Source organism: Micromonospora sp. NPDC003241 (genome assembly GCF_053589795.1).
The window spans coordinates 17,565-39,761 of the sequence record NZ_JBSFSO010000056.1 but is presented as its reverse complement, the minus strand read 5'-3'; the positions used below and the strand labels follow the sequence as shown (position 1 = coordinate 39,761).

The following is a 22,197-nucleotide window of genomic DNA, read 5'->3' as shown; positions in this document are numbered from 1 at the left end:
TATCGACATTCCGCTCTAGGGGTTGGGTGTAAGGAGGGGTCCCCTGCTAACGCCTGGTGCATAGCAGGGGACCCCTCCTAACAGCCGCAGCTCACCAGGGGACGATGCCGGCATCGGTCAGCAGCGGCCCGGCCAGCATCCGGCCGCCCACCACCAGCACGACGACGTTGACGATGCCGAAGAGCAGCACCCAGAAGAACGGCGGCAGCGCCGTGATGCCCGCCAACTGGTCGGCGTCGGAGGCCGGCATCCCGCGCCGGGTCCGCAGCCGCTGCAACTCCACCACCGGGCGTACGCCGCCGAGCAGCAGGAACCACACGCCGGTCCAGGCGAAGGCGGCCTGCACCTGCGGGCTGGCGTACCAGGAGATCGCGAGCACCGCACCACAGGTGACCACCAGCGTGAGCGCCCCGTACACGTTGCGGATCATGATCAGCATCGCCAGCAGCAGGACCACCGCGAGCCAGAGCAGCAGAGTGATCCGGTTTCCGGCGAGCAGCCACGCCCCGCCCAGGCCGACCAGCGGCGGGGCGAGGTAACCGGCGAGCAGGGTGAGCACCATGCCCGGTCCGGTGGGGCGCCCGGCCGAGAGCGTGAGGCCCGAGGTGTCCGAGTGCAGCCGGATGCCGTGCAGCTTGCGTCCGGTGAGTACGGCGGCCAGCGCGTGACCGCCCTCGTGCGCGATCGTGATGGCGTTGCGGGCGATCCGCCAGGGCAGCCGGGTGGAGACCACCACCAGCGCGACCAGGCCGGTCAGCAGCACCAGCAGCGGGGGCGGGTCGGGCTGCGCGCCGAGCAGACGGTCCCAGAACGCGGTCATGCCCTCGATCGACACCATGGGGCGGCAGCCTACGCCCGCAGGCCGGGTCGGCCCCAGGGCGGGCCGTCTCCTTCGGCGTCGGTGCCGGGACACCCGCCCGTCACCTCGTCCCGCATTGAAAGTTTTCTTAGCATCTCTTGCCTTGGGAGGCATTCACCTTCAAAGATGTCTGTCTATCGACAGTCGTCTCAGGAGGACGCCATGGGTCGGACCAGACCATCGCTGCGCCGGCTGACCGCCGCCGCGCTCACCATGCTCGCGACCGCTGCGGCCGGGCTCGTCGCCACCGCGGCCCCCGCCTCGGCGGCCACCGTGCCGGGCATCGACGTCTCGCGCTACCAGGGCACCATCAACTGGACGAGCGTCCGCAACGCGGGCGTCCAGTTCGCCTTCATCAAGGCCACCGAGGGTACGAGCTACAAGGACCCGAACTTCAACACGAACTACGTCAACGCGTACAACGCCGGGGTGATCCGGGGCGCGTACCACTTCGCCCGGCCGAACATCTCCTCCGGCGCCGTTCAGGCGAACTACCTGGCCTCCAACGGCGGCGCGTGGTCGGCCGACAGCCGTACGCTTCCGGCCGCGTTGGACCTGGAGGCGAACCCGTACAGCGGCGGCTACTGCTACGGCCTGAGCACCACCGGGATGCGCAACTGGGTGCAGGACTTCCTGAACACCTACCGCTCACGCACCGGCCGCTACGCGGTCATCTACACCACCACCAGCTTCTGGAACCAGTGCACCGGCAGTTGGACCGGCCCCTGGAGCAACCACCCGCTCTGGGTCGCCCGCTGGTCCTCCTCGGTCGGCGCGCTGCCGGCCGGCGCCCCGGTCTGGAGCTTCTGGCAGTACACCGATTCGGGCAGCGTCGCCGGCATCAGCGGCGCAGTCGACCGCAACTACTGGAACGGCGACCGTAACCGCCTCATCGCCCTGGCCAACAACACCGCCTGAGACACGTGACGACGGCGGGTCGACGTCCACCGAGTGGGTCGGGACGTCGGCCCGCCGCCGTCGCGCGACTACCGCCGGTTCAGGCCCGCCGCCGCGCGGCGAGCGCCACGGGTACGCCGACACCTCCGTGCCGGGCCACCGTGCCCCGACGGGTGACGGCCCATCCCACGTACGCGGCCCCGGCGAGCGTCATGACGCTCAGCAACGTGGCCAGCAACGCGATGCCGAAGGTGGCGAACAGCAGTACGCCGACACCCACCACCGCGATCGTCCACAGTGCCAGTCGGGGCCGGGCATCTCTTGGTCGGTAACCCATCTCGGGCCTCCCTTCCATCCTTCGAGATCAGGTACCCCGAACGACGGAAGGTCATGCCTCATCTCGACCGCCCTGCCGCCGGTCGCTCTCAGTCCTGGCGGTCCGGCACGAACTCGCGGAACGCCGTCTCGAAGTTCGGCAACTGCGCGTCCCACTCGCTGTTCGGTACCTCCCAGCGCAGGGCGAAACCCCGGTTGCTGGCGGTGACGAAGCCCCGGTTGCGCACCCGCAGCTCGACCCCGTTGCGGGTCTGGTACCAGTCCCAGTCGGCGCAGGTCCGCCACTTGCAGTCGATGGTCCTGATGTTGATGAACCGGTAGTTCTGCACGCCACGGACGTTCTTCCGGTCCGGTTCGAGGCCCCGCCAGGTGGCCGCCGCGTCCCGCTGCGGCGACGAGGTGCGGTCGATGGTCAGCTCGCTGACGCCGTTCGGGTCGCGGTACTTGACCCAGGTGGAGCCGGAACTGCGCCGCCAGCCCTCCGGCACCGGCACCTTGAAGCCCACCGGGTCGTTCCGCAACGTCCAGCCCTCGGGCAGGCCGCCCGCAGCGCTCTCGGACGGGGTGGGCGACGGGGACGCCGACGGGGAGGCGCTGGGCGATGCGGCAGAGGTCGGTGGTGGCGCGGCCGGCTCCGAGGTCGGCGGCGCGGACGACTCGGACGTGCCGGCCGTGTCCTGCGGGGTGTTCCCGTCGTCGTCACCGCTGGTGAGCAGCGGAACCGCCACCACCAGACCGACGAGCAGCAGCGCGACCAGTGCGCCGACCAGCACGGCACGGCGGGTGCGCTCGGATCGCAGTTGGCCGGCCTTGAAGACCGAACCGCGAGCCGGTGCCGCCGGGCTCACCGGCGCCGACGGCATCAGCGAGGTCGAGGCGGGCGCGACGGGGGTGGCGGCCTTCGCGGGAGCCGGTGAGTCGACCCGACGGGTCGGCTCGCCCGAGTCGGACCGGTTGGTCGTCCCGCTCGCGTCGGCCTGCGCGGTCGCCTCCACAGCGGGACCGTCGACCTTGGTGACGTCGGCCGAGGCAGCGGCTGCCCCGCTGGTCGTGGCGGACAGCACGGTCGCGTCGGTGCCGTCCGGCGTCGTCGGCGTACCGGCCGAGGCAGTGCCCTCGTCGACCTGGCCGGCGGAGTCGTCGTCGCCAGTCGCGGTGTCCGTGGCGGACTCGGCAGCCGGGCCGGTGTCCGACGCGGACGACGCCGCGTCCGTACGCGACGCCGACTCCGCACCGGCGGCCCCGGCAGCGGTCGACGCCGCGTCCACCTTCGTCGTCGGGTCCGCGTCCTGCCCAGCATCGACCTTCGCGGTCAGGTCGGCGTCCACCTTCGCGGTCGGATCGGCGTCCGCGCCGGTGGGCGCCGCGACCTTCGCCGTCGGCGCGGCGTCGGAGACCGGCGGCTTTCCGGCCGTCGCACCGGAGCCCGACGGACCGGAGGTGGCCGCGCCGGCTGCGGCAGCGCCCGCCGCGAGCGGACCCACGGCCGGTGGCGTACGGGGCACGGGCGGGGTGACCGGCGGCGTCGGCCGCTCCCCCGACGGGCGAGGCGCGGGCACCAGCGGCTGACGCGGTTCACGCGGCCCGTTCGGCCCCGGCCGGCGTACGCCGTCGAGCAGTGAGATGCCCCGACTCCGCTTACCGCTGGCCCGCCGCAGCATCCGCTCGGCCGACTCGGCGGTGATCCGCTCCTCGGGGTCCTTGCGGAGCAGCCCGGCGAGCACCTGCTTGAGCGGTCCGGCGTTACGGGCCGGCGGCACCGGTTCGGTGGCGAGCGCGGCCAGGGTGCTGATCGCCGACGGTCGGGCGAACGGTGACTTGCCCTCCACGGCGGCGTAGAGCGTGGCACCCAGCGACCACAGGTCCGCCTCCGGGCCGGTGGTGCCGTCCCGGGCACGCTCGGGCGAGATGTACGCCGGCGAGCCCAGCACCATGCCGGTGCGCGTGACGTTCGGGTCGCCGGGAATCGTGGCCAGGCCGAAGTCGGTCAGCACCACCCGACCGTCGGTGCCGAGCAGCACGTTGCCGGGCTTGACGTCGCGGTGCATGATGCCGGCCTTGTGCGCCGCCTTCAGGGCGTTGAGCACGCCCAGCCCGATCTGCACCGCCTGGGCCGCCGGCACCGGCCCGTCCTCGGCGAGGGTGTCCTGCAACGAGCGGGACGCGACGTACTCCATCACGATCCACGGGTCACCGTCGGTGCGGAGCACGTCGAAGATGCGTACCACGTTGATGTTGTTGAGGCGGGCGATGGCGCGCGCCTCCCGCAGCGAGCGTTCGCGCATCTCGCGGCGCTCGTCGTTGGTCAGGCCGGGCGGCGGGACCAACTCCTTGATGGCGACGTCGCGGTGCAGCACCTCGTCGCGCGCCTTCCATACCCGACCCATGCCGCCCTGACCGAGCGGCGAGAGGAGCCGGTACCGGTCGGCGACGAGTTGGGGGGAAGGCTCAGACATCGCTGAGACGGTACCCGGCAGCCCTGACGCTCACACCGTCGGCACGCCACTGTGTGCCGGAGGTCGAGCTGACGAGCGCGTACGCTGGGGTCCATGTCTGTCGAGGAGCCGCTGTTCCGGGTCGTCCGCGGCGTGCCGACCGCCGAGGAACTTGCCGCGTTGGTGGGCGCGATCGTCGTACGCTCCCGCCCGGCGCCCGCGCCCGCTGCCGCCCCGGTCTCGGCCTGGGCCCGCAGCAGCCGACCGGTGGGTGCCGCACTGCTGCCGGGCAGCGGTGCCTGGCGCGCCTCCGGTCTGCCCCGCTGACACGGATCGGCGCGGCTGCTGACGGCGACCGGGGCTGCCGGGGAGGCGTCCAAGGATTAGCCTCACTGAGGGGAACCGGGCCGTTACAGTTTGGAGGGCCGATGATCCCTGAGGATGATCGACAAGCGTCCTGGTCACGCGGTCACCGTGGCGTCGAGGCGGACATCCGCCAGATGCGGGAATTCGCCGACATGCTCCGCGCCGAGGTGGACGGCAACTACGCGCCGCACCTGCCGCGCATCGCGGACGACATGCTCGCCCGGGTGCCGAATCCGGCGGACGCCTTCGTCGAGCTGGTCCAGTTCATGCGGGCACACTGGGAGACACAGCAGGCCACGACGAACGCCGTCTGGGGCGTCGGCCACAGCACCGGCCACCTGGCGCACGCCGCCAGACAGGTGGCCGACCGGTACGCCGACACCGACGCCTTCTCCGCAGCCCGCGTCGCCGACGTGCAGCAGGCGCTCGGGCGGCCGGGAGACGTCCCCGCCCAGCCCACACCCTCACCGTCGCTGAACAATCCGACCGGACCGGACGACCACGGGCCGGTGATGCTGCCGTGAGAGACCCGGGAGTCGGCCGCAGCGGCGGCCTCACCGACTGGCACCTGATGAACGTGGCCGACATGTGGGCCTGCCTCCAGGACCACGACCCCGACAACCACTGGCGGCACGTCGCCGGCTGGCGTAAGATCTCCGAGCTGGCCGACCAGCACCTGAACCGCCTCCAGACGTACCGCAGACGTCTCGCCCAGGCTTGGCCACCCGACACCAACGAGGCCGCCCGCGCGTACCTCGCCGAGCTTGACGACCTGATCGCGCAGGTGCAACGCACGCACGACGCGGCCAGCACCAACCAGAGCGCACTCGCCGCCGCCACCCAGGCCCTCACCAGCACCCGCACCGAACTCAAGAAGATCCACGACGAGTACGCGGACAAGCTCCGACAGAAACGCGGATGGGAACAGACCGCCGCCGACCCCAAGGCAGTCGCCGGTAGCCGGAACAGTCAACCGCCGGTGACCGACGCCGACCTGGAGCAGTTGAACATCAAGGCGCGCGGCATCATGTACGGCCTGAGCAGCGACCTCCAACAGGCCCAGGTAACGCTCCGCCAACCCCCGCCAGCAGCACGTAGGCAGCCCGCGAAGGATCAGCCAGCTTCCGAGTTCGAAGTGGGCGTTGGCACACCCTCACCTGTAATCCCGCCCATCATCCCGGTGCCAGCAGGCGCAACAGTCACACCAGGCAACACTCGGCCGCCTCGACTGTCGCAGTCAGCGTCAACATCCATAGGCGCTAACCTGGGTCCGGTGCTAGGCAACGCTAATCCGGGCCCCACTCCGGCAAACCCAACGCCGCCGTCCACACCGCCAGCAGCCTCCTCTGGCATGGACACGCAATCCATGCCTTCAACATCCTCTGTCACGCGACCCCTCGACTCGCAATCAAGGCACGTGCAGCCTGGCCAAGCACAACGACCGAAACCAGGCGCACCAAGCGTGGCCCCACGCTTAATGCCGCCCGGCGGGATAATCGGGGGACCTCCAGTTTCTGGCATTAGTCAACCCGCAGCAGGGGCCGGCCAACCGCGTGGAGTGAACCCAATTGGCGGCGTGATTGGGGGCGGCGCAGCCGGCACGGCCCCCATCGGCGGGGCGGGCTCTCGTCCGGGCAGTGGAAGAGGGCTAGGTGCCGGTCACGCATTCCCACCCTATGGCGGCTCTCCACACTCGGGGATCTCGATCGCCCGCGGGCTTCACGGGTCACCCGGACACTCCAGCCAACCCGGCCGCGCGTCTCAGCAACCCCGCCGATGGGACCCAGAACACCCCTGGGAAACCGATCAGGGCGTTAGCCCTGTCGTGAGGCCACCAGATGACGACAGGCCAATCGACCCCGGGCCAGCCATCGGCCTAGATCGGTGAGCTTAGACAATTGGCCCATGCGGGTAGCTCTGCTGCTCGCAGTAATCACCACGCCAGCACCTAGCCACGCGCTGGTCCGTCCTTCCGAGCCGGACGTCGGTCAGATCCGTAAGTTGCAGCGACATCTTGACTACCTTAGCGTCAAGGAAGCACATGCGACGAGTCGAGGAAGAGGAGTTGTAATCGCTGTACTGGATACGGGCGTTACACCGCACCTCGATCTGCGCAAGAACCTGCTTCCCGGCGTGGACCTCGTGGGGAATGGCAGTAGTGACGGCTGGCAGGATACGGACGGCCATGGAACGGCAATGGCAGGCTTAATCGCCTCACATGGCCAGTCCTCGAATCGCGGCGCACTTGGAATTGCGCCCGAGGCCAAAGTCCTTCCGGTCCGCTTCAAGTCGGCCGGACAGGAGGGCACAGCTCACGGCCTGGCTCGCGCGATCGATTCCGCAGTCAGCAATGGAGCCGATGTCATAAGTATCTCCTCCACCGGTGGTCCGGATGTTGACCTCCAAAAGGCAGTTCAGTCGGCGAAACAAGCAGACGTTGTGATAGTGGCGGCCGCAGGCAATGCGCCACAAGACAAAGCGGTTGGCTTCCCTGCGGCCTATCCAGGCGTCGTCGCCGTAGGCGGAATCAACCAGGATGGCGAGCGATCTGAGGTCTCAGTTTCTGGACGCGAGATCGACGTCGTCGCACCGGCAGTCGAAATTTATAGCACCAACTTTGACGGTGGATACCGAGTAGGAACAGGCACCTCGGGAGCTACTGCAATCGTTGCCGGGGCGGCGGCTTTGGTTCGGGCCAAGTATCCGTATCTGCCGGCGGACGAGGTGGCGCATCGGTTGACGGCGACCGCGATCGACAAGGGGCCTCCCGGGCGAGATGACCAGTACGGCTATGGCGTGATCGATCTGGTTGCGGCGCTGACGGCAGACGTACCGCCGAGGGGTTTCGGGCCCGGCGCGTCGGCCACGCCCTCGCCGGGAACGACGCGGGCCGTGGGTCCCGAGGCCGATGAGGACGGTGCGGCGGTGCGAGGTCTGGTGACGCTGGCGGTGTTGATCGCGGCCGGTGCCGGTGGGATGTGGTGGGCTCGGCGGCGACGACGTTCGGACGACCCGCCGCCACGCGTCAGCCGCTGAGCGGTCTCGGCGGGCGGTTGCCGGTACCGTCGTGCGCGTGTCTGATGCGCTTCCGCTCCGCCTCGTGCTCGCCTCGGCCAGCCCTGCCCGCCGTAAGACCCTGCAAGCCGCCGGCATCGAGCCGGACGTGCTGGTCAGTGGTGTCGACGAGAGTGTGGTGGTGACCGATCGGGCGGAGGATCTCTGCCTGGAGTTGGCCCGGCTCAAGGCGGAGGCGGTGCTGAGTCGCCTGCGGCCCGGCGACGGCCAGCGGACGCTGGTGCTGGGCTGCGACTCGGTGCTCGCGTTCGACGGTGAGATCTTCGGCAAGCCGGATGACGCCGCCGACGCTACCCGGCGGTGGGAGCGGATGCGGGGGCGCAGCGGTGTGCTGCACAGCGGCCACTGTCTCATTGACGTCGTGGGCGGGCGTCGGGCCGAGGCGGTGGCCTCGACGGTCGTGCACTTCGCCGACATCAGTGACCAGGAGATCGCCACGTATGTGGCCACCGGCGAGCCGCTCGCGGTGGCCGGCGCGTTCACGATCGACGGGTTGGGCGGGGCGTTCGTGGAGCGGATCGAGGGCGATCCGGGGACGGTCGTCGGGTTGTCCATGCCGTTGCTGCGGCGGCTGCTCGCCGACTTGGACCTGCGGATCACTGATTTGTGGACAAAAGTCGCGCCCGGCAACCAGAGCATCGAGCCGCTCGGCTAGCGTCCGGGCATGACGCTCAAGTCGATTCCGCTCACCGACGAGCTGCACGCATACCTCGTCGCGCACGGCGCGCCGCCGGACGAGATCGTCCGTGACCTGGCCGAGGAGACACTCGCCGTCCTGCCGGAGCACGCCTCCATGCAGGTGGCGCCGGAGCAGGCCGCCTTCCTGACGTTCCTGACCCGGCTGCTCGGAGTTCGCAACGCGGTGGAGGTGGGCACCTTCACGGGCCTGTCCTCGCTGGCGATCGCGCGGGGCCTGGCCGACGGCGGGCGGCTGACCTGCTTCGACATCTCCGAGGAGTACACCGGCATCGCGCGCCGGTACTGGGCGAGGGCCGGTGTGGACGACCGGATCGAGCTACGCATCGGCCCGGCCGGGGAAACGCTGCGCGAGCTGCCGCACGAGCGGTATCTGGACTTCGCCTTCATCGACGCCGACAAGACTAGTTATCCGCTCTACTGGGACGAGTTGGTGCCCCGGATGCGGCCGGGTGGCGTGATCGCCGTCGACAACGTGCTGCGGCACGGGCGGGTGGTGGCGCCGGAGAGCGAGGCCGACCGGGCGATCGCGGCGTTCAACGACGACGTCCTCGCCGACGTGCGGGTGGATGCGGTGATGTTGCCGATCGCCGACGGGCTGACGCTCGCCCACGTGCACTGACCGCCTCGCCGGCACCGGTCGCCGCCTCTGTCGTCAGGCTGCTCAGACCGGTGCCGGCTCCCGGTGCTCGGCGGCGTCGGCTGGGTCCCGGGTGCGGGGCGTTAATAAGGGGCCCCTGCTCTACCGCAGGCGTTAATAAGGTGCCCTTCCTTTCACAAGCGGTTAGCGGACGCTGCGGGCGAACTGGCGGGCCGCCCAGTAGACGCCGGCGGCGGCGAGGATCGCGATGATGGTCAGCCCCTGCCAGACCCGGTCGTTGCCGATGTCGCCGTTGAACAGGGCGCGGGTGCCGTCCACCGCCCAGGAGAACGGGTTCCACTTGGCGACGCCCTGCAACCAGCCGGGCGCGAAGGCGAGCGGGAGCAGGATGCCGGAGAGCAGCAGCACCGGCTGGGCGACGGTGTTCATCAGCGGGGCCAGCGCGTCCTCGCTCTTCACCTTGAGCGCGACGCCGTAGCTGACCGCCGAGGTCATCAGCGCGATCAGGGCGAGCATCAGGTATGCCAGCAGCAGGTCGCCGATGAAGACCCGCAGGTCGAACAGGAGCGCCAGCAGGGTGATGATGACCGCCTGGACCATCAGCGACACCACGTCACGCAGCGAGCGACCGAGCAGCAGGGCGAGCCGGCTGACCGGGGTGACCCGGGAGCGTTCGATCACTCCGGCGCGCAGCTCGGCGATCAGGCCAAAGCCCTGGAACAGGCCGCCGAAGATGGCCAGCAGCACCAGCAGACCGGGTACGAAGATCTTGTACGCCTCGGCCTGGGTCGGTGCGTTCAGCGCGGGCTTGAGCAGCGGGGCGAACAGCAGCAGATACATCACCGGCTGGAAGACGCCGACGAAGACCCACACGGGGTTGCGCAGCAACAGGTGGAACTGCCGCTGGAAGATCAGCCAGGTGTCGCGGGCGAGCTTCATGGGACTTTCTCCTGGTCGGTTCAGGACTCGCGCAGCGAGCGGCCGGTCTTGGTGAGGAAGACGTCGTCGAGGCTCGGGCGGTGCAGCTCGATCGACTTGAGGTCGAGACCGGCACCGTCGACCCGGCGCAGGATCCGCGGGATGGCGGTCGCGCCGTCGTCGACGAAGAGGCGCAGGCCGCCCTCCTCCAGGCTCTCCAGCCGGTTCACGTACTCCTCGCCGTCGAGCAGCTTCTCCGCCTCGCCGGTGGCGACGATGTCGAGGCCGACCAGCACGATGTCGCCGGAGATCTCCCGCTTGAGGGCGGTCGGCGTACCCTCGGCGACCACCTCGCCGTGGTCCATGATCGCGATGCGGTCGCAGAGCGCGTCGGCCTCGTCGAGGTAGTGGGTGGTGATGAAGACGGTCATCCCGTCGGCCCGCAGCCGGCGGATCTCGTCCCACATGTGCGCCCGGCTCTGCGGGTCGAGGCCGGTGGTGGGCTCGTCCAGGAAGACGATCTTCGGCTCGTGGATGATGCCGAGCGCGATCTCGACCCGCCGCCGCTGGCCGCCCGAGTACGTCTTGCACTTGCGGTCGGCGAACTCGGTGAGCTGGAACGCCTCCAGCGCGCGTACCGCCCGACGCTGGGCCTCGGCCTTGCCGATGCCGTACATCCGGGCCTGGAGCACCAGTTCCTCACGCGCGGTCGACTCGTCCCAGGTGCTGCCGCCCTGGGCGACGTAGCCGATCCGGCGGCGGACCTCGCCCGGGTTCTTGAGCAGATCGGCACCGGCGATGGTGGCCTGGCCGCCGTCCGGCTCGATCAGCGTCGCGAGCATCCGCAACGTGGTGGTCTTGCCGGCGCCGTTCGGGCCGAGGAACCCGAAGATCTCGCCGGCCGGGACGTCCAGGTCGACGCCGCGTACCGCCTCGACGGTCTTCGTCTCCCGACCGGCCCGGCTGCGGAACGACTTCCGCAGCCCTCTGGTCTCGATCATTTCCACTCCCCGCTCATGGCCGGACTCCGGCCACCATCGTCACGGCACTCCACCACATGGGTACGACACCACGCCGCCCACGACCTGGCCAGACAGTGCGTCATCCCACACTGAGCGATCGTTCGGGGCACCACGGTGAGCTATAAACTCCCGGTCAGTAACCCGCCGGGAGGAGCCCAAGGTGCGCAAGGTACTCATCGCCAACCGGGGCGAGATCGCCGTCCGGGTCATCCGCGCCTGCCAGGACGCCGGCCTGGGCAGTGTCGCGGTGTACGCGGACTCCGACCGGGATGCCCTGCACGCCACGCTCGCCGACGAAGCGTACGCCCTGGACGGCGACACCGCTGCGAATACTTACCTCCGTATCGACAAACTGATCGACGTCGCTGCCCGTGCCAATGTCGACGCGGTGCACCCCGGGTACGGCTTCCTCTCCGAGAACGCCGACTTCGCCCAGGCGGTCATCGACGCGGGCCTGACCTGGATCGGTCCCACCCCGCAGGCGATCCGCGACCTCGGTGACAAGGTCACCGCCCGGCACATCGCCCAGCGGGCCGGCGCTCCCCTGGTGCCCGGCACCCCGGACCCGGTGGGCAGCCCGGACGAGGTGATGGCCTTCGCCGTCGACCACGGCCTGCCGGTGGCCATCAAGGCCGCCTTCGGTGGCGGCGGGCGCGGCCTGAAGGTGGCCCGCACCATGGAGGAGATCCCGCACCTGTTCGAGTCGGCCACCCGCGAGGCGGTCGCGGCCTTCGGTCGGGGCGAGTGCTTCGTCGAGCGGTACCTCGACCAGCCGCGCCACGTGGAGGCGCAGGTCCTGGCCGACCAGCACGGCAACGTGATCGTCGCCGGCACCCGGGACTGCTCGTTGCAGCGCCGGCACCAGAAGCTGGTCGAGGAGGCACCGGCACCGTTCCTCACCGCCGAGCAGCGTGCGCAGATCCACCAGAGTGCGAAGGCGATCTGCCGGGAGGCCGGCTACCACGGTGCCGGGACGGTGGAGTACCTGGTCGGCAACGACGGCACCATCTCCTTCCTGGAGGTCAACACCCGGCTCCAGGTGGAACACCCGGTGACCGAGGAGACCGCCGGCATCGACCTGGTCCGCGAGCAGTTCCGCATCGCCGACGGGGAGAAGCTGCGGCTCACCGAGGACCCGACGCCGCGCGGGCACTCCATCGAGTTCCGGATCAACGGCGAGGACCCGGGTCGCGGCTTCCTGCCCGCGCCCGGCACGGTGACCGCCCTGCGCCTGCCGACCGGTCCCGGCGTACGGGTGGACACCGGTATCTCGGCCGGCGACGTGATCGGCGGCAACTTCGACAGCCTGCTCGCCAAGGTCATCATCACCGGCGAGACCCGCACCGAGGCGCTGGAGCGGGCCCGGCGCGCCCTGGACGAGATGGTCATCGAGGGGATGGCCACCGCGCTGCCGTTCCACCGCCTGGTGGTCCGCGACCCGGCGTTCACCGCCGAGCCGTTCGCGGTGCACACCCGCTGGATCGAGACCGAGTTCGACAACACGGTTCCGCCGTTCGCCGCAGTGGCCGAGGGTCCGGCCGCTCCGGCCGAGCGCGAGACGATCGTGGTCGAGGTGGGCGGCAAGCGGCTGGAGGTCAGCCTCCCCGCCGGGCTGGGCGCGGGTACGGCGAGCGCCGCACCGGCCGCGAAGAAGCCCACCCGTCGGGGTGGCGGGGCCACGGCCGGCGCGACGGCGGGCGGTGACGCGCTCACCTCGCCGATGCAGGGCACGATCGTCAAGATCGCGGTCGCCGACGGCGACACCGTGGCCGAGGGCGACCTGGTCGTGGTGCTGGAGGCGATGAAGATGGAGCAGCCGTTGCACGCGCACAAGGCGGGCACGGTCAGCGGCCTAGCCGCCGAGGTCGGCGCGGTAATCACCGCCGGTGCCGCCGTCTGCACCATCGCCTGAGGCGTTCCCGGATGTAAGGAGGGGTCCCCTACTAACGCCTCGTGTATAGCAGGGGTCCCCTCCTTACATCTCAGTGCAGGGATTCGGCGGCGACGGCGCAGACGGCGGTGGTCAGCGCGGTCAGCACCGGTGAGTCGAGTCGCCAGTGCTGCCAGTAGAGCGGGGTGTCCAGCACCCGGCCGGGCGCGATGTCCACGCATCGCCCGGCGGCCACGTCGGCGTCGGCGATCTGCTCCGCGACCAGTCCCCAGCCGAGGCCGAGCCGGATCGACTCGTTGAACGCCGGGACCGACGGCACGTAGTGCACCGGTGGGTCGAGTGCGTGCCCGGTCACCGTACGCAGGAAACGGTGTTGGATCCGGTCCTTGCGGTCGAAGACCACCACGGGTGCGGCGGCGGCCGCAGCCCTGGTGAGACCGTCGGCGAACCAGCGTCGGGCCAGCGACGGCGCGGCCAGCGCCCGGTAGCGCATCGCGCCGAGACGGCGTACCCGGCAGCCCTGGACCGCCTCGCGTTGGGCGGTCACCGCAGCGGTCACCACCCCGTCGCGGAGCAGCACGGCGGTGTGGTCCTGGTCGTCCTGCCGGATGTCGAAGGAGAGTTCCGGCTGGTCGGGCAGCCGGGCCAGGGCGGCGGGGAACCAGGTGGCGAGCGAGTCGGCGTTGACCACGATGGCGACCCGGGTACGGGCCCGGTCGCCGCCGAGCGGTCCTCGGGCGTCGGCCAGCGCCTCGCGTTCGAGCAGGGCGAGCTGCCCGGCCAGGCGCAGCAGCGGTCGCCCGGCCTCGGTGGCGCCGCAGGGGCGGTGCCGTCGGACGAGCACCTGCCCGACGGTCTCCTCCAGGGCCTTGATGCGCTGGCTGACCGCCGAGGGGGTGACGTGCAGCAGCCGCGCCGCCGCCTCGAAGCTGCCCTCGGCGACCACTGCGGCGAGCGTACGGAGCTGGGTGGAGTCCAGACCGCTCATGAAGCTGAGCTTAACCACATGAAGGATCTTTAGCTGGACTGATCCACCCGCGCACTCCTACCGTCGGCACCGTGCTCACCTCTGTCGTCGCCGGTTTCTCCCTGTCCATCGCCCTCATCGTCGCCATCGGCGCGCAGAACGCCTTCGTGCTCCGCCAGGGCCTCCGCCGGGAACACGTGGTGCCGGTCGTCCTGACCTGCGCGATCTCCGACGCCCTGCTGATCGGCGTCGGCATCGCCGGAGTGGGGTCGGTGGTGGCGGCCCGACCCGACCTGCTCACCGCGATCCGCTGGGGCGGGGCGGCCTTCCTGCTCGGGTACGCGGCCCTGGCCGCCCGCCGCGCGTGGCGTCCGAGTGCGCTCACACCGGCCCAGCGGCCCCCGGCACGGCTCGGCGCGACGCTGCTGGCCTGCCTCGCCTTCACCTATCTCAACCCGCACGTCTACCTGGACACCGTGCTGCTGCTCGGTGGCATCGCGCAGCAGCAGCCGCACCGCTGGCTGTTCGGTCTCGGCGCGGCGGTGGCCAGCGTCGTCTGGTTCAGCGCGCTCGGCGCGGGGGCGTACCGGCTCGCGCCGATGCTCGCCCGGGCCCGGGTCTGGCAGGTGCTCGACGGCGTGATCGCGCTGGTGATGGTGGTGGTAGCGGTCGCGCTGCTGCTGAGCTGAGGGAATGATGGCCGGGTGCGGTTCCTCAATGGCGCGACTCCCGGTTACGACCTGACCTACAACGACGTCTTCATGGCCCCAGCCCGGTCGGAGGTGGGTTCACGGCTGGACGTCGACCTCTCCACCGGCGACGGCACGGGTACCACGATCCCGCTGGTGGTGGCAAACATGACGGCGGTCGCCGGCCGGCGGATGGCCGAGACGGTGGCCCGGCGCGGCGGCATCGCGGTGATCCCCCAGGACATCCCGATCGAGGTGGTGGCCGAGGTCGTCGCCTGGGTCAAGCAACGGCACCTGATGCACGACACGGCCATCGCGCTCGGCCCGACCGACACCGTCGGTGACGCGATCCACCTGTTGCCCAAGCGGGCGTACGGCGCGGTGATCGTGGTCGACGAGGAGGGCCGCCCGATGGGGGTGGTGACCGAGGCGGACACCGTCGGCGTGGACCGGTTCGCCCAGTTGCGCGACGTGATGTCGGCCGACCTGCACACGGTGCCGGTGGACGCGGATCCGCGTACCGGCTTCGACCGGCTCAGCACCGCGCGACGGCGGTTGGCCCCGGTGGTGGACGGCGAGGGGCGGCTGGTCGGGGTGCTCACCCGGCCGGGCGCGCTGCGGGCGACGCTCTACCGGCCCGCGGTGGACGCCCTGGGCCGGTTGCGCATCGCGGCGGCGGTGGGCATCAACGGCGACGTGGCGGGCAAGGCGTCCGCGCTGCTGGAGGCCGGGGTGGACACCCTGGTCGTGGACACCGCGCACGGCCACCAGGAGCGGATGATCAGCGCGTTGCGGACCGTCCGGAGTCTGGACCCGGGCGTACCGGTGGCGGCCGGCAACGTGGTCACCGCCGACGGCGTACGCGACCTGGTCGAGGCCGGTGCGGACATCGTCAAGGTGGGCGTCGGTCCGGGCGCGATGTGCACCACCCGGATGATGACCGGCGTGGGCCGCCCGCAGTTCTCGGCGGTGCTGGACTGCGCGGCGGCCGCCCGTGAGCTGGGCCGGCACGTCTGGGCCGACGGCGGGGTGCGGCACCCGCGCGACGTGGCGCTGGCGCTGGCCGCCGGTGCGTCGAACGTGATGGTCGGTTCCTGGTTCGCCGGCACCTACGAGTCGCCCGGTGACCTCTACACCGACGAGGACGGCCGGCGGTACAAGGAGAGCTTCGGGATGGCCTCGGCGCGCGCGGTCAGCGCCCGGACCGCCGAGGACAGCCCCTACGACCGGGCTCGGAAGGCGATCTTCGAGGAGGGCATCTCGTCGGCCCGGATGTACCTGGACCCGACACGGCCCGGGGTGGAGGACCTGATCGACGAGATCATCTCCGGCGTACGCAGCGCCTTCACCTACGCCGGGGCACGGAACCTGGACGAGTTCCACGATCGGGTGCTGGTCGGCGTGCAGAGCACTGCCGGCTACACCGAGGGGATGCCGCTGCCGACGAGCTGGTGACGGCCGGCGTTCGGTCAGCCGGGATCCGCCGCCGGGGCGAAGAGGCGCCCGATCACCGTCCGGGCGACCTCTCGCGGGTCGTCACCCACCCCGGGTGGTAGCGCGTCGGCCAGCCAGAGCGTGGCGAAGCCATGCACGATCGACCATGCGGCCAGGGCGTCACCGAGTGGCCCGTGCACGCCGCCCCGCCCGTCGCCGGCATCCGTCGAAGCGGCGGGCAGTGCCGTCACCCCGGCACGCAGGGCGGCACCGGCACGGTCCCGGGCGGCCCGGACCTCGGCGGCATCGGATCGGTAGAGATCGGGGTGGAACATCACCTCGAAGTGGGCGCGGTGCCGCACGGCGAAGTCGACGTATGCCACCCCGAGGTCCAGCAGTTCGCCGCCGGCCGATTCCAGCGCCTCGGCGAGCAGGTCGAAGCCCTGCACCGCGAGCGCGGTGAAGAGGCCGGCCCGGTCGCCGAAGTGGTGGGCCGGGGCGGCGTGCGAGACGCCGGCGCGTCGGGCCAGGTCCCGCAGGCTCAGCGCCGCCGGGCCCGACTCCCTGATCGCCTCCTCGGCTGCGGCGAGCAGGGCGCGAGGCAGGTCGCCGTGGTGGTAGCCGCGGGTGCCGGTCATCACCCGACCCTATCTTGCCATTGACAAGATACGCCATCACGAGCCAATCTTGTCGGCGACAAGATTGGTCTTCGAGGAGGTACCGATGGCTCCGCTGATCGCCCTGGTGGCGGGCACCGCGCTCGCCCGACTGGCCGGCCTGGTCGGGGTTTCCGTGCTCGACGGTTGGCATCCGGCTCTGCGGGTCGGGCTGGCCGTGATGTTCGTGCTGACCGGGATCGCACACTTCACCGGCCGGCGACGCGACCTGATCGAGATGGTCCCGCCCCGACTGCCCCGACCGGACCTGCTGGTCACGGTGACCGGCGTGCTGGAACTCGCGGGCGCGGCCGGCCTGCTGGTGCCGGCCACCGCCCGCTGGGCCGCTGCCGGACTGGCCGTACTGATGCTGGCGATGTTCCCGGCGAACGTCTCGGCCGCGCGCCGGAAACTCACCCTGGCCGGGCGCCCGGTCACCCCGCTCGGCGTCCGTACCGCACTCCAGGTCGTCTTCCTCGCCGCCGCCATCGCGGTCGCCGTCGGGCCATGACCGATCACGCCGCCGGCCCTCACCCCGTCATCAACGGTGGCGGCGGGCGGCGACGGACCACGATCGGACCCGCACGACGAGTTGCCGACATGGAAACTCGGCCCTACAGTTTCCGACATGGAAACAAGACCCACCCCTGATCAGGCCCGGGAGACGCTTCGACAGCTCACCGACGACGAGAACGCGGTCCGCTACCCGCCGTTCCCGCGATGGTTCTTCGTCGCGATGTCGGCAGCCATGGCCGCCCTGCACCTGGTGCATCTCCTGCCCTCCGCCCACGTGGGCAAGGCGAGCCTCGCCGTGAGCATCGCGGCCATCGTGCTCGGCTGCCGGTACTGGCTGAACCGGGACGGGGTCTCCTGGGCGGCGGTCAAGGCGGGCGACATCGCCCCGTTCCTGGCCGCCGTCCTCGGCTGCTTCGCCCTGACCTGGGCGCTGTCGGCGCTCACCGACGCCCGCTGGGTCTGGATCGTCGGCGCCGCCGTGTCGGCGGGCATCGTGCTGCGCACCGGCCGGGCGTACCGGCGGGAATTCGGCGATGCCTGAGACTCCGCTGTTCAACGAGAAGATCCACGCACCGCACCGGCTGCGGATCTGCGCCATGCTCAGCGCCGCGCACCGGGTGGAGTTCCAGCGCCTGCAGGATCATCTCGGGCTCTCCAAGTCCGCCCTCAGCAAGCACCTCACGCAGCTCGTGGACGCCGGCTACGTCCGGCAGGACCGCGCCGCACGGGACGCGCACAGCAGGCTGTGGCTCTCCCTCACCCCCGAGGGCGCGAGCGCGTACGCCGACCATGTGAAGGCGCTCCGCGAGATCGTCGGCGCCTGACCCCGCCGTACGTCACTCCGCGTCACCGCGACGACCTTGACGGGAGGTGGCCGGGCCGCTGGCACGGGACCTGCCAGCGGCCCGGCGGCGGCCCGGGCGTCAGGAACGGGGGACCCGACGCCACGCCGGGCCGCGCGCCGACAACGGTACGCGTCCCGAGCCCGATCCCGCGACCGTCGATCGGCGACGACTCTGCCCGATGTCCCTGGTAGTGGCACCGAAGCGTGCCCGTTGACCCCGTACCGGGACACGTGTGGCTGGTCATCACGGCCGCCGACCGACGGGGTGATGTCGGACACTGCGTCACTCTCGGTATGTTCCGGTCAACTCGCCCAGTGATCGGCAGAGACGACCGCACCACGACGGATCGCCTCGCACCGGCACCCCGAGGTCGGTCACCGGGAAAAGCCGGATTGCCGCTCGGGGTGCCCCCGGGGACGGATTTCGGTGCTCGTCCCGGATCCGCCTGGGGTGCCCGTCGCGACAGGCTGAGCCATGCCTGTAACCCGGAACAGCGCGACGCTGGCGCTCGGCGGCATCGTCCTCGCGGCGCTGCTCGCCGTGATCGGCCACGCGGGCGTCGACGGCCTGGACCCGCTGAGCCTGACCGTCAGCGACTACGCCGTCTCCGAGTCCGGCGGGGCCATCCACCTCGCCATGCTCACCCTCGCCGCAGCCTCCGCCGTGCTCGTCCTGGGACTACGCCGCCTCGACCGACCCACCGGAGCGGCCGGTACGCGTCGTGGTCGCGTCGGCACGGCCCAGGTGCTGCTCGCGGCCTGGGCCGGCGGGCTGCTGCTGGCCGGACTGATACCGACCAACCCGCCCGGCACCGAGATGGGCACCGCCGCCTACGTGCACCGGTACGCCTCGGTGGTCGCCTTCCTGGCCCTGCCGCTCGCCGGTTGGCTGATCGCCGCGCAGTTGCCCGCCACCGCCCGCACCGCCCGCTGGCTGCGCGGGCTGACGATCGCCAGCCTGCTGCTCGCCGCCGTGATGGTCTGGTCCGCCTACCCCGGCGACCGCGCGTACTACGGCCTGATCGAGCGCGCCCTCATCCTCGCCGAGGTGGCCCTGCTCACCGTCCTGGCCACCGTCGGGGGGAGGGTGGGGGCGGTTACTCCAGTTCGTGGAGCATGAGTTGGCGGGCGGCTTCGGTGAGGGAGCCGGAGAGGCTGGGATAGATGGTGATGGTCTGCGCCAGCTCGTTGACGGTGAGGTTGTTCTCCACCGCCATGGTGATCGGCAGGATCAGCTCGCTCGCCTTCGGCGCCACCACCACGCCACCGATCACCTGACCGCTGGCCGGGCGGCAGAACAGCTTGACGAACCCGTCGGCCACCTCGTCCATCTTCGCCCGGGCGTTACCGGCCAGCGGCAGCATCACCTGCCGGGCCGGCACCTTGCCGGCGTCCATCTCGTCCTGCGACACGCCCACGGTGGCCAGTTCGGGGTCGGTGAAGACGTTCGCCGAGACGGTCCGCAGCCGCAGCGGCCGGACCGCCTCACCGAGCGCGTGCCACATGGCGATCCGGCCCTGCATGGCGGCGACACTGGCCAGCGGCAGGACGCCGGTGCAGTCGCCGGCCGCGTAGATGCCGGGGACGTTGGTGCGGGAGACCCGGTCCACGGTCACGTACCCGCCCCGGGCCAGCGTGACGCCGTACTCGGCCAGGCCCAGCTCCTCGGTGTTGGGGATCGAGCCGACCGCGATCAGCGCGTGCGAGCCGTACACCTTGCGACCGTCGGAGAGGACGACCTCGACGCCGTCGTCGGTCCGGCGGACCCCCTCGGCGCGGGAATTGTTCAGGATGCTCATGCCCCGGGCGCGGAAGACCCGCTCGATGGCCTGCGCCGCGTCGGCGTCCTCGTGCGGCATCACCCGGTCCCGGCTGGAGACCAGGGTCACCTCGACGCCCATCGCCAGATAGGCGCTGGCGAACTCGGCGCCGGTCACGCCGGAGCCCACCACGATCAGGTGCTCGGGCAGCTCGGGCAGGTCGTACACCTGCCGCCAGGTGAGGATGCGCTCGCCGTCGGGCACGGCGGTGGGCAGTTGGCGCGGGGTGGCGCCGGTGGCGACCAGCACCGTCGAGGCACTGATCGAGTACGGCGCATCGCCCCCGTCCGGCGTGACGATCACCCGGTGGGTGTGGCCGAGGGTGTCCTCGCCCAGCCGGGCCCGCCCGGAGACGAAGGTGACGCCGGCCTTGAGCAGCTTCGCGTGGATGTCGGAGGACTGCGCAAGGGCGAGCCGCTTGACCCGCTCGTGGACCGCCCGGGCGTCGACGGTGACCGCCTCCAGACCGTCGGAGTGCACCCCGAACACCTCGGTGTCGCGGTATCCGGTCACCACCTCGGAGCTGGCGATGAACGTCTTCGACGGTACGCAGTCGGACAGCACGCAGGCACCGCCCGCGCCGTCGGCCTCCACCACGGTGACTGCGGCGTCCAGTTGAGCGGCGACCAGCGCGGCCTCGTAACCGGCCGGCCCCCCGCCGATGATCACGATCTGGCTCACCACGACCGCCCTTCGTCCATGCTCACAGTGACTTTCTTCTCCCCGACGCGTCCGACACGCGCCGTCGTATTCTCCCCCACGTGCCCGTCGGGCTATCGTCATCGCCGTGCGTCTCTACGCCGCCTACGGCTCGAACCTGGACCCTGCCCGAATGCGTGCCTACTGCCCGCATTCCCCCATGGTCGGCATCGGCTGGCTGGAGGGCTGGCGACTCACCTTCGCCGGTGAGGACGTCATCGGCTGGGAGGGTGCCGTCAGCACCGTGGTCGAATCCCCCGGCGACCGGGTCTTCGTGGCGCTCTACGACATCCACCCGTACGACGCGGCCCAGCTCGACGAGATCGAGGGCGTCACCTCCGGCACGTACCGGAAGCTGACCGTCCGGGTCTCGACGCTGGACGGCGACGTGACGGCCTGGGTCTACGTCTTCGACGGCTACGAGGGTGGTCTGCCCACCTCGTGGTACGTCTCGGAGATCGCGAACGCCGCCGAGAAGGCGGGCGCGCCGGACGACTACGTCGTCGAGCTGCGGTCCCGCCCCACCGGCACGGCGTCGGCCTAGCGCGTCTCCCACACCCCCCAGTCTGCTACCGGCCGGCGGCACCCCGCCCGGCACCCCCGCCGAGCCGGACGCCGGTCACAGCCGGCCACGCCCGGTCAGCCCTGCGTGTATACGCCCGGTCAGCTCTGCGGGTGCGCTTCCGGTCAGCCCTGCGTGTGCGCCCGCGCCTCGGTCAACAACTCGACCAGTTCGGCGCCCTCGGTCGGGCCGAGCGCGGCGAAGGCGGGCGCCACCAGGCGGTCGGTCACCGCCTCGGCCCAGAGCCGGCGACGCACCAGCGGCCCGACCGGCGGGTACGGCGGCGGCCACCCGCAGGCCACCGCCCCGCTCTCGCCCTCCGGCCCGGCCAGCACCGCCTCCAGCGGCGTCATCCCGCAGGCCCGCACGGCCACCAGGTGCGCGCCGGTGAAGTGCTCGCGGAGCAGGCGCAGCCCGGCGGCGGCCCGGGCACCGGGGCTCCCGGGCTCGGAGGGCACGGCCCGCCAGGCGGCGAAGAGCGGCATGGCGCTGGCGTCGGCCGCCGCGACGGTCCGTTCCACGAGGGTGGCCAGCCGGTCGACGTGGGGCAGCGCGGCCAACCGGTCCTCGCCCCAGCGGCAGCACTCGGCCAGGCTGGCGGCGGCCACCTCGGTGGGGCGTACGGTGCGGGCGGCGGCGTCCCAGCCGTCGGCGACGGCGTCGGGGGCGATGAACCCGAGCGCGGCGGCGACCGTCTCGGCGCGTACGTCACCGAGTGCCCCGGCGCGCCCGGTGACATAGAAGGCCCAGCCGGAGATGCCGAGCAGCCGGGCCCGACGCAGCGTGGTGGGGCACCGGCCGTACGCCTCGCCGAGCGCGAGCACCGCCGGCTTGCTGGCCGCCGCCACCTGTTCCGGGGTCATGCCGTCCCGCCCGGATCGCAGTCGCCCGAGGGTCCGTCCACGAAGGATCCG

Annotated in this window: 23 protein-coding genes; 14 read left to right on the top strand and 9 right to left on the bottom strand. The window is 71.3% G+C overall.

The genetic code is table 11. From position 1 onward, the window contains the following. Positions 1-91: 91 nt before the first annotated feature. The gene (locus tag ACWDVW_RS29210; RefSeq protein ID WP_449955198.1) at positions 92-838 is read right to left on the bottom strand and encodes a M50 family metallopeptidase; all 747 of its coding nucleotides are present in this window, start codon (positions 836-838) and stop codon (positions 92-94) included. Between the two features lie 183 nt (positions 839-1,021). On the opposite strand from ACWDVW_RS29210, the gene ACWDVW_RS29205 reads away from it, so the two are divergent. After that, on the top strand, positions 1,022-1,777 hold the full coding sequence (locus ACWDVW_RS29205) for a GH25 family lysozyme (RefSeq protein WP_449955195.1): 756 nt from the start codon (positions 1,022-1,024) through the stop codon (positions 1,775-1,777). Between the two features lie 79 nt (positions 1,778-1,856). On the opposite strand, the gene ACWDVW_RS29200 is transcribed toward ACWDVW_RS29205, so the two are convergent. Both ACWDVW_RS29200 and ACWDVW_RS29195 read right to left on the bottom strand, forming a co-directional pair. After that, positions 1,857-2,093, bottom strand: a complete 237-nt coding sequence (locus tag ACWDVW_RS29200; RefSeq protein ID WP_396740667.1) for a hypothetical protein — start codon at positions 2,091-2,093, stop codon at positions 1,857-1,859. An 88-nt stretch (positions 2,094-2,181) separates the two neighbouring features. Beyond that, complete coding sequence (locus tag ACWDVW_RS29195; RefSeq protein WP_449955192.1) at positions 2,182-4,548, bottom strand: protein kinase domain-containing protein; 2,367 nt, start codon at positions 4,546-4,548, stop codon at positions 2,182-2,184. A gap of 93 nt (positions 4,549-4,641) precedes the next feature. Here ACWDVW_RS29195 and ACWDVW_RS29190 point away from each other — a divergent pair, with 93 nt between their 5' ends. The 5 genes from ACWDVW_RS29190 (at position 4,642) to ACWDVW_RS29170 (ending at position 9,286) form a co-directional block, all read left to right on the top strand. After that, positions 4,642-4,854, top strand: a complete 213-nt coding sequence (locus ACWDVW_RS29190; RefSeq protein WP_449955190.1) for an acyl-CoA carboxylase subunit epsilon — start codon at positions 4,642-4,644, stop codon at positions 4,852-4,854. Between the two features lie 101 nt (positions 4,855-4,955). Further along, positions 4,956-5,417, top strand: a complete 462-nt coding sequence (locus ACWDVW_RS29185; RefSeq protein ID WP_449955187.1) for a hypothetical protein — start codon at positions 4,956-4,958, stop codon at positions 5,415-5,417. Between the two features lie 1,381 nt (positions 5,418-6,798). Beyond that, the gene (gene mycP, locus ACWDVW_RS29180; RefSeq protein WP_449955184.1) at positions 6,799-7,929 is read left to right on the top strand and encodes a type VII secretion-associated serine protease mycosin; all 1,131 of its coding nucleotides are present in this window, start codon (positions 6,799-6,801) and stop codon (positions 7,927-7,929) included. A 37-nt stretch (positions 7,930-7,966) separates the two neighbouring features. Next, positions 7,967-8,623 (top strand): Maf family protein, encoded by a 657-nt coding sequence (locus ACWDVW_RS29175; protein WP_449955181.1) that lies wholly within the window; start codon positions 7,967-7,969, stop codon positions 8,621-8,623. A 9-nt stretch (positions 8,624-8,632) separates the two neighbouring features. After that, positions 8,633-9,286: an O-methyltransferase gene (locus tag ACWDVW_RS29170; RefSeq protein WP_449955178.1), complete on the top strand. Its 654-nt coding sequence runs from the start codon at positions 8,633-8,635 to the stop codon at positions 9,284-9,286. Positions 9,287-9,448: 162 nt separating this feature from the next. Here the strand turns inward: ACWDVW_RS29170 and ACWDVW_RS29165 are convergent, their stop codons facing one another. Next, the gene (locus tag ACWDVW_RS29165; protein ID WP_176092558.1) at positions 9,449-10,204 is read right to left on the bottom strand and encodes an ABC transporter permease; all 756 of its coding nucleotides are present in this window, start codon (positions 10,202-10,204) and stop codon (positions 9,449-9,451) included. Positions 10,205-10,224: 20 nt separating this feature from the next. Then, positions 10,225-11,184: an ATP-binding cassette domain-containing protein gene (locus ACWDVW_RS29160; protein ID WP_449955175.1), complete on the bottom strand. Its 960-nt coding sequence runs from the start codon at positions 11,182-11,184 to the stop codon at positions 10,225-10,227. Between the two features lie 181 nt (positions 11,185-11,365). Between ACWDVW_RS29160 and ACWDVW_RS29155 the strand changes: the two genes are divergently transcribed. Next, positions 11,366-13,117: an acetyl/propionyl/methylcrotonyl-CoA carboxylase subunit alpha gene (locus ACWDVW_RS29155; protein ID WP_449955173.1), complete on the top strand. Its 1,752-nt coding sequence runs from the start codon at positions 11,366-11,368 to the stop codon at positions 13,115-13,117. 70 nt (positions 13,118-13,187) lie between these two features. On the opposite strand, the gene ACWDVW_RS29150 is transcribed toward ACWDVW_RS29155, so the two are convergent. Next, entirely contained in the window at positions 13,188-14,084 is an 897-nt protein-coding gene (locus tag ACWDVW_RS29150; protein ID WP_449955170.1) for a LysR family transcriptional regulator ArgP, read from the bottom strand. A gap of 71 nt (positions 14,085-14,155) precedes the next feature. Between ACWDVW_RS29150 and ACWDVW_RS29145 the strand changes: the two genes are divergently transcribed. After that, on the top strand, positions 14,156-14,752 hold the full coding sequence (locus tag ACWDVW_RS29145; protein WP_396740686.1) for a LysE/ArgO family amino acid transporter: 597 nt from the start codon (positions 14,156-14,158) through the stop codon (positions 14,750-14,752). Between the two features lie 15 nt (positions 14,753-14,767). Next, positions 14,768-16,207, top strand: coding sequence for a GuaB1 family IMP dehydrogenase-related protein (locus ACWDVW_RS29140; RefSeq protein WP_449955167.1), 1,440 nt, complete (start codon positions 14,768-14,770; stop codon positions 16,205-16,207). 14 nt (positions 16,208-16,221) lie between these two features. Here ACWDVW_RS29140 and ACWDVW_RS29135 read toward each other — a convergent pair whose 3' ends face one another. Further along, a complete protein-coding gene (locus ACWDVW_RS29135) occupies positions 16,222-16,824 on the bottom strand; it encodes a TetR/AcrR family transcriptional regulator (RefSeq protein WP_449955164.1) in 603 nt (200 codons plus the stop codon). Between the two features lie 85 nt (positions 16,825-16,909). On the opposite strand from ACWDVW_RS29135, the gene ACWDVW_RS29130 reads away from it, so the two are divergent. The 4 genes from ACWDVW_RS29130 to ACWDVW_RS29115 all read left to right on the top strand — a co-directional run bounded on the left by ACWDVW_RS29130 (position 16,910) and on the right by ACWDVW_RS29115 (position 19,322). Beyond that, the gene (locus ACWDVW_RS29130; protein WP_449955161.1) at positions 16,910-17,353 is read left to right on the top strand and encodes a DoxX family protein; all 444 of its coding nucleotides are present in this window, start codon (positions 16,910-16,912) and stop codon (positions 17,351-17,353) included. A gap of 117 nt (positions 17,354-17,470) precedes the next feature. Beyond that, positions 17,471-17,899: a hypothetical protein gene (locus ACWDVW_RS29125; protein WP_449955159.1), complete on the top strand. Its 429-nt coding sequence runs from the start codon at positions 17,471-17,473 to the stop codon at positions 17,897-17,899. After that, the gene (locus tag ACWDVW_RS29120) at positions 17,892-18,182 is read left to right on the top strand and encodes a transcriptional regulator (RefSeq protein ID WP_396740696.1); all 291 of its coding nucleotides are present in this window, start codon (positions 17,892-17,894) and stop codon (positions 18,180-18,182) included. Before ACWDVW_RS29125 ends, ACWDVW_RS29120 begins: the two co-directional genes overlap by 8 nt. A gap of 495 nt (positions 18,183-18,677) precedes the next feature. Beyond that, positions 18,678-19,322 carry a DUF998 domain-containing protein gene (locus ACWDVW_RS29115; RefSeq protein WP_449955155.1) on the top strand — a complete coding sequence of 215 codons (645 nt, stop codon included), beginning with the start codon at positions 18,678-18,680 and terminating at the stop codon, positions 19,320-19,322. Here the strand turns inward: ACWDVW_RS29115 and ACWDVW_RS29110 are convergent. After that, a complete protein-coding gene (locus ACWDVW_RS29110) occupies positions 19,300-20,703 on the bottom strand; it encodes an NAD(P)H-quinone dehydrogenase (protein WP_396740700.1) in 1,404 nt (467 codons plus the stop codon). The two genes, ACWDVW_RS29115 and ACWDVW_RS29110, sit on opposite strands and share 23 nt — an antisense overlap. A 106-nt stretch (positions 20,704-20,809) precedes the next feature. On the opposite strand from ACWDVW_RS29110, the gene ACWDVW_RS29105 reads away from it, so the two are divergent. After that, entirely contained in the window at positions 20,810-21,265 is a 456-nt protein-coding gene (locus ACWDVW_RS29105) for a gamma-glutamylcyclotransferase (protein ID WP_350695781.1), read from the top strand. 143 nt (positions 21,266-21,408) lie between these two features. Here ACWDVW_RS29105 and ACWDVW_RS29100 read toward each other — a convergent pair whose 3' ends face one another. Then, complete coding sequence (locus ACWDVW_RS29100) at positions 21,409-22,146, bottom strand: SCO6745 family protein (RefSeq protein ID WP_449955152.1); 738 nt, start codon at positions 22,144-22,146, stop codon at positions 21,409-21,411. Positions 22,147-22,197: the final 51 nt, after the last annotated feature.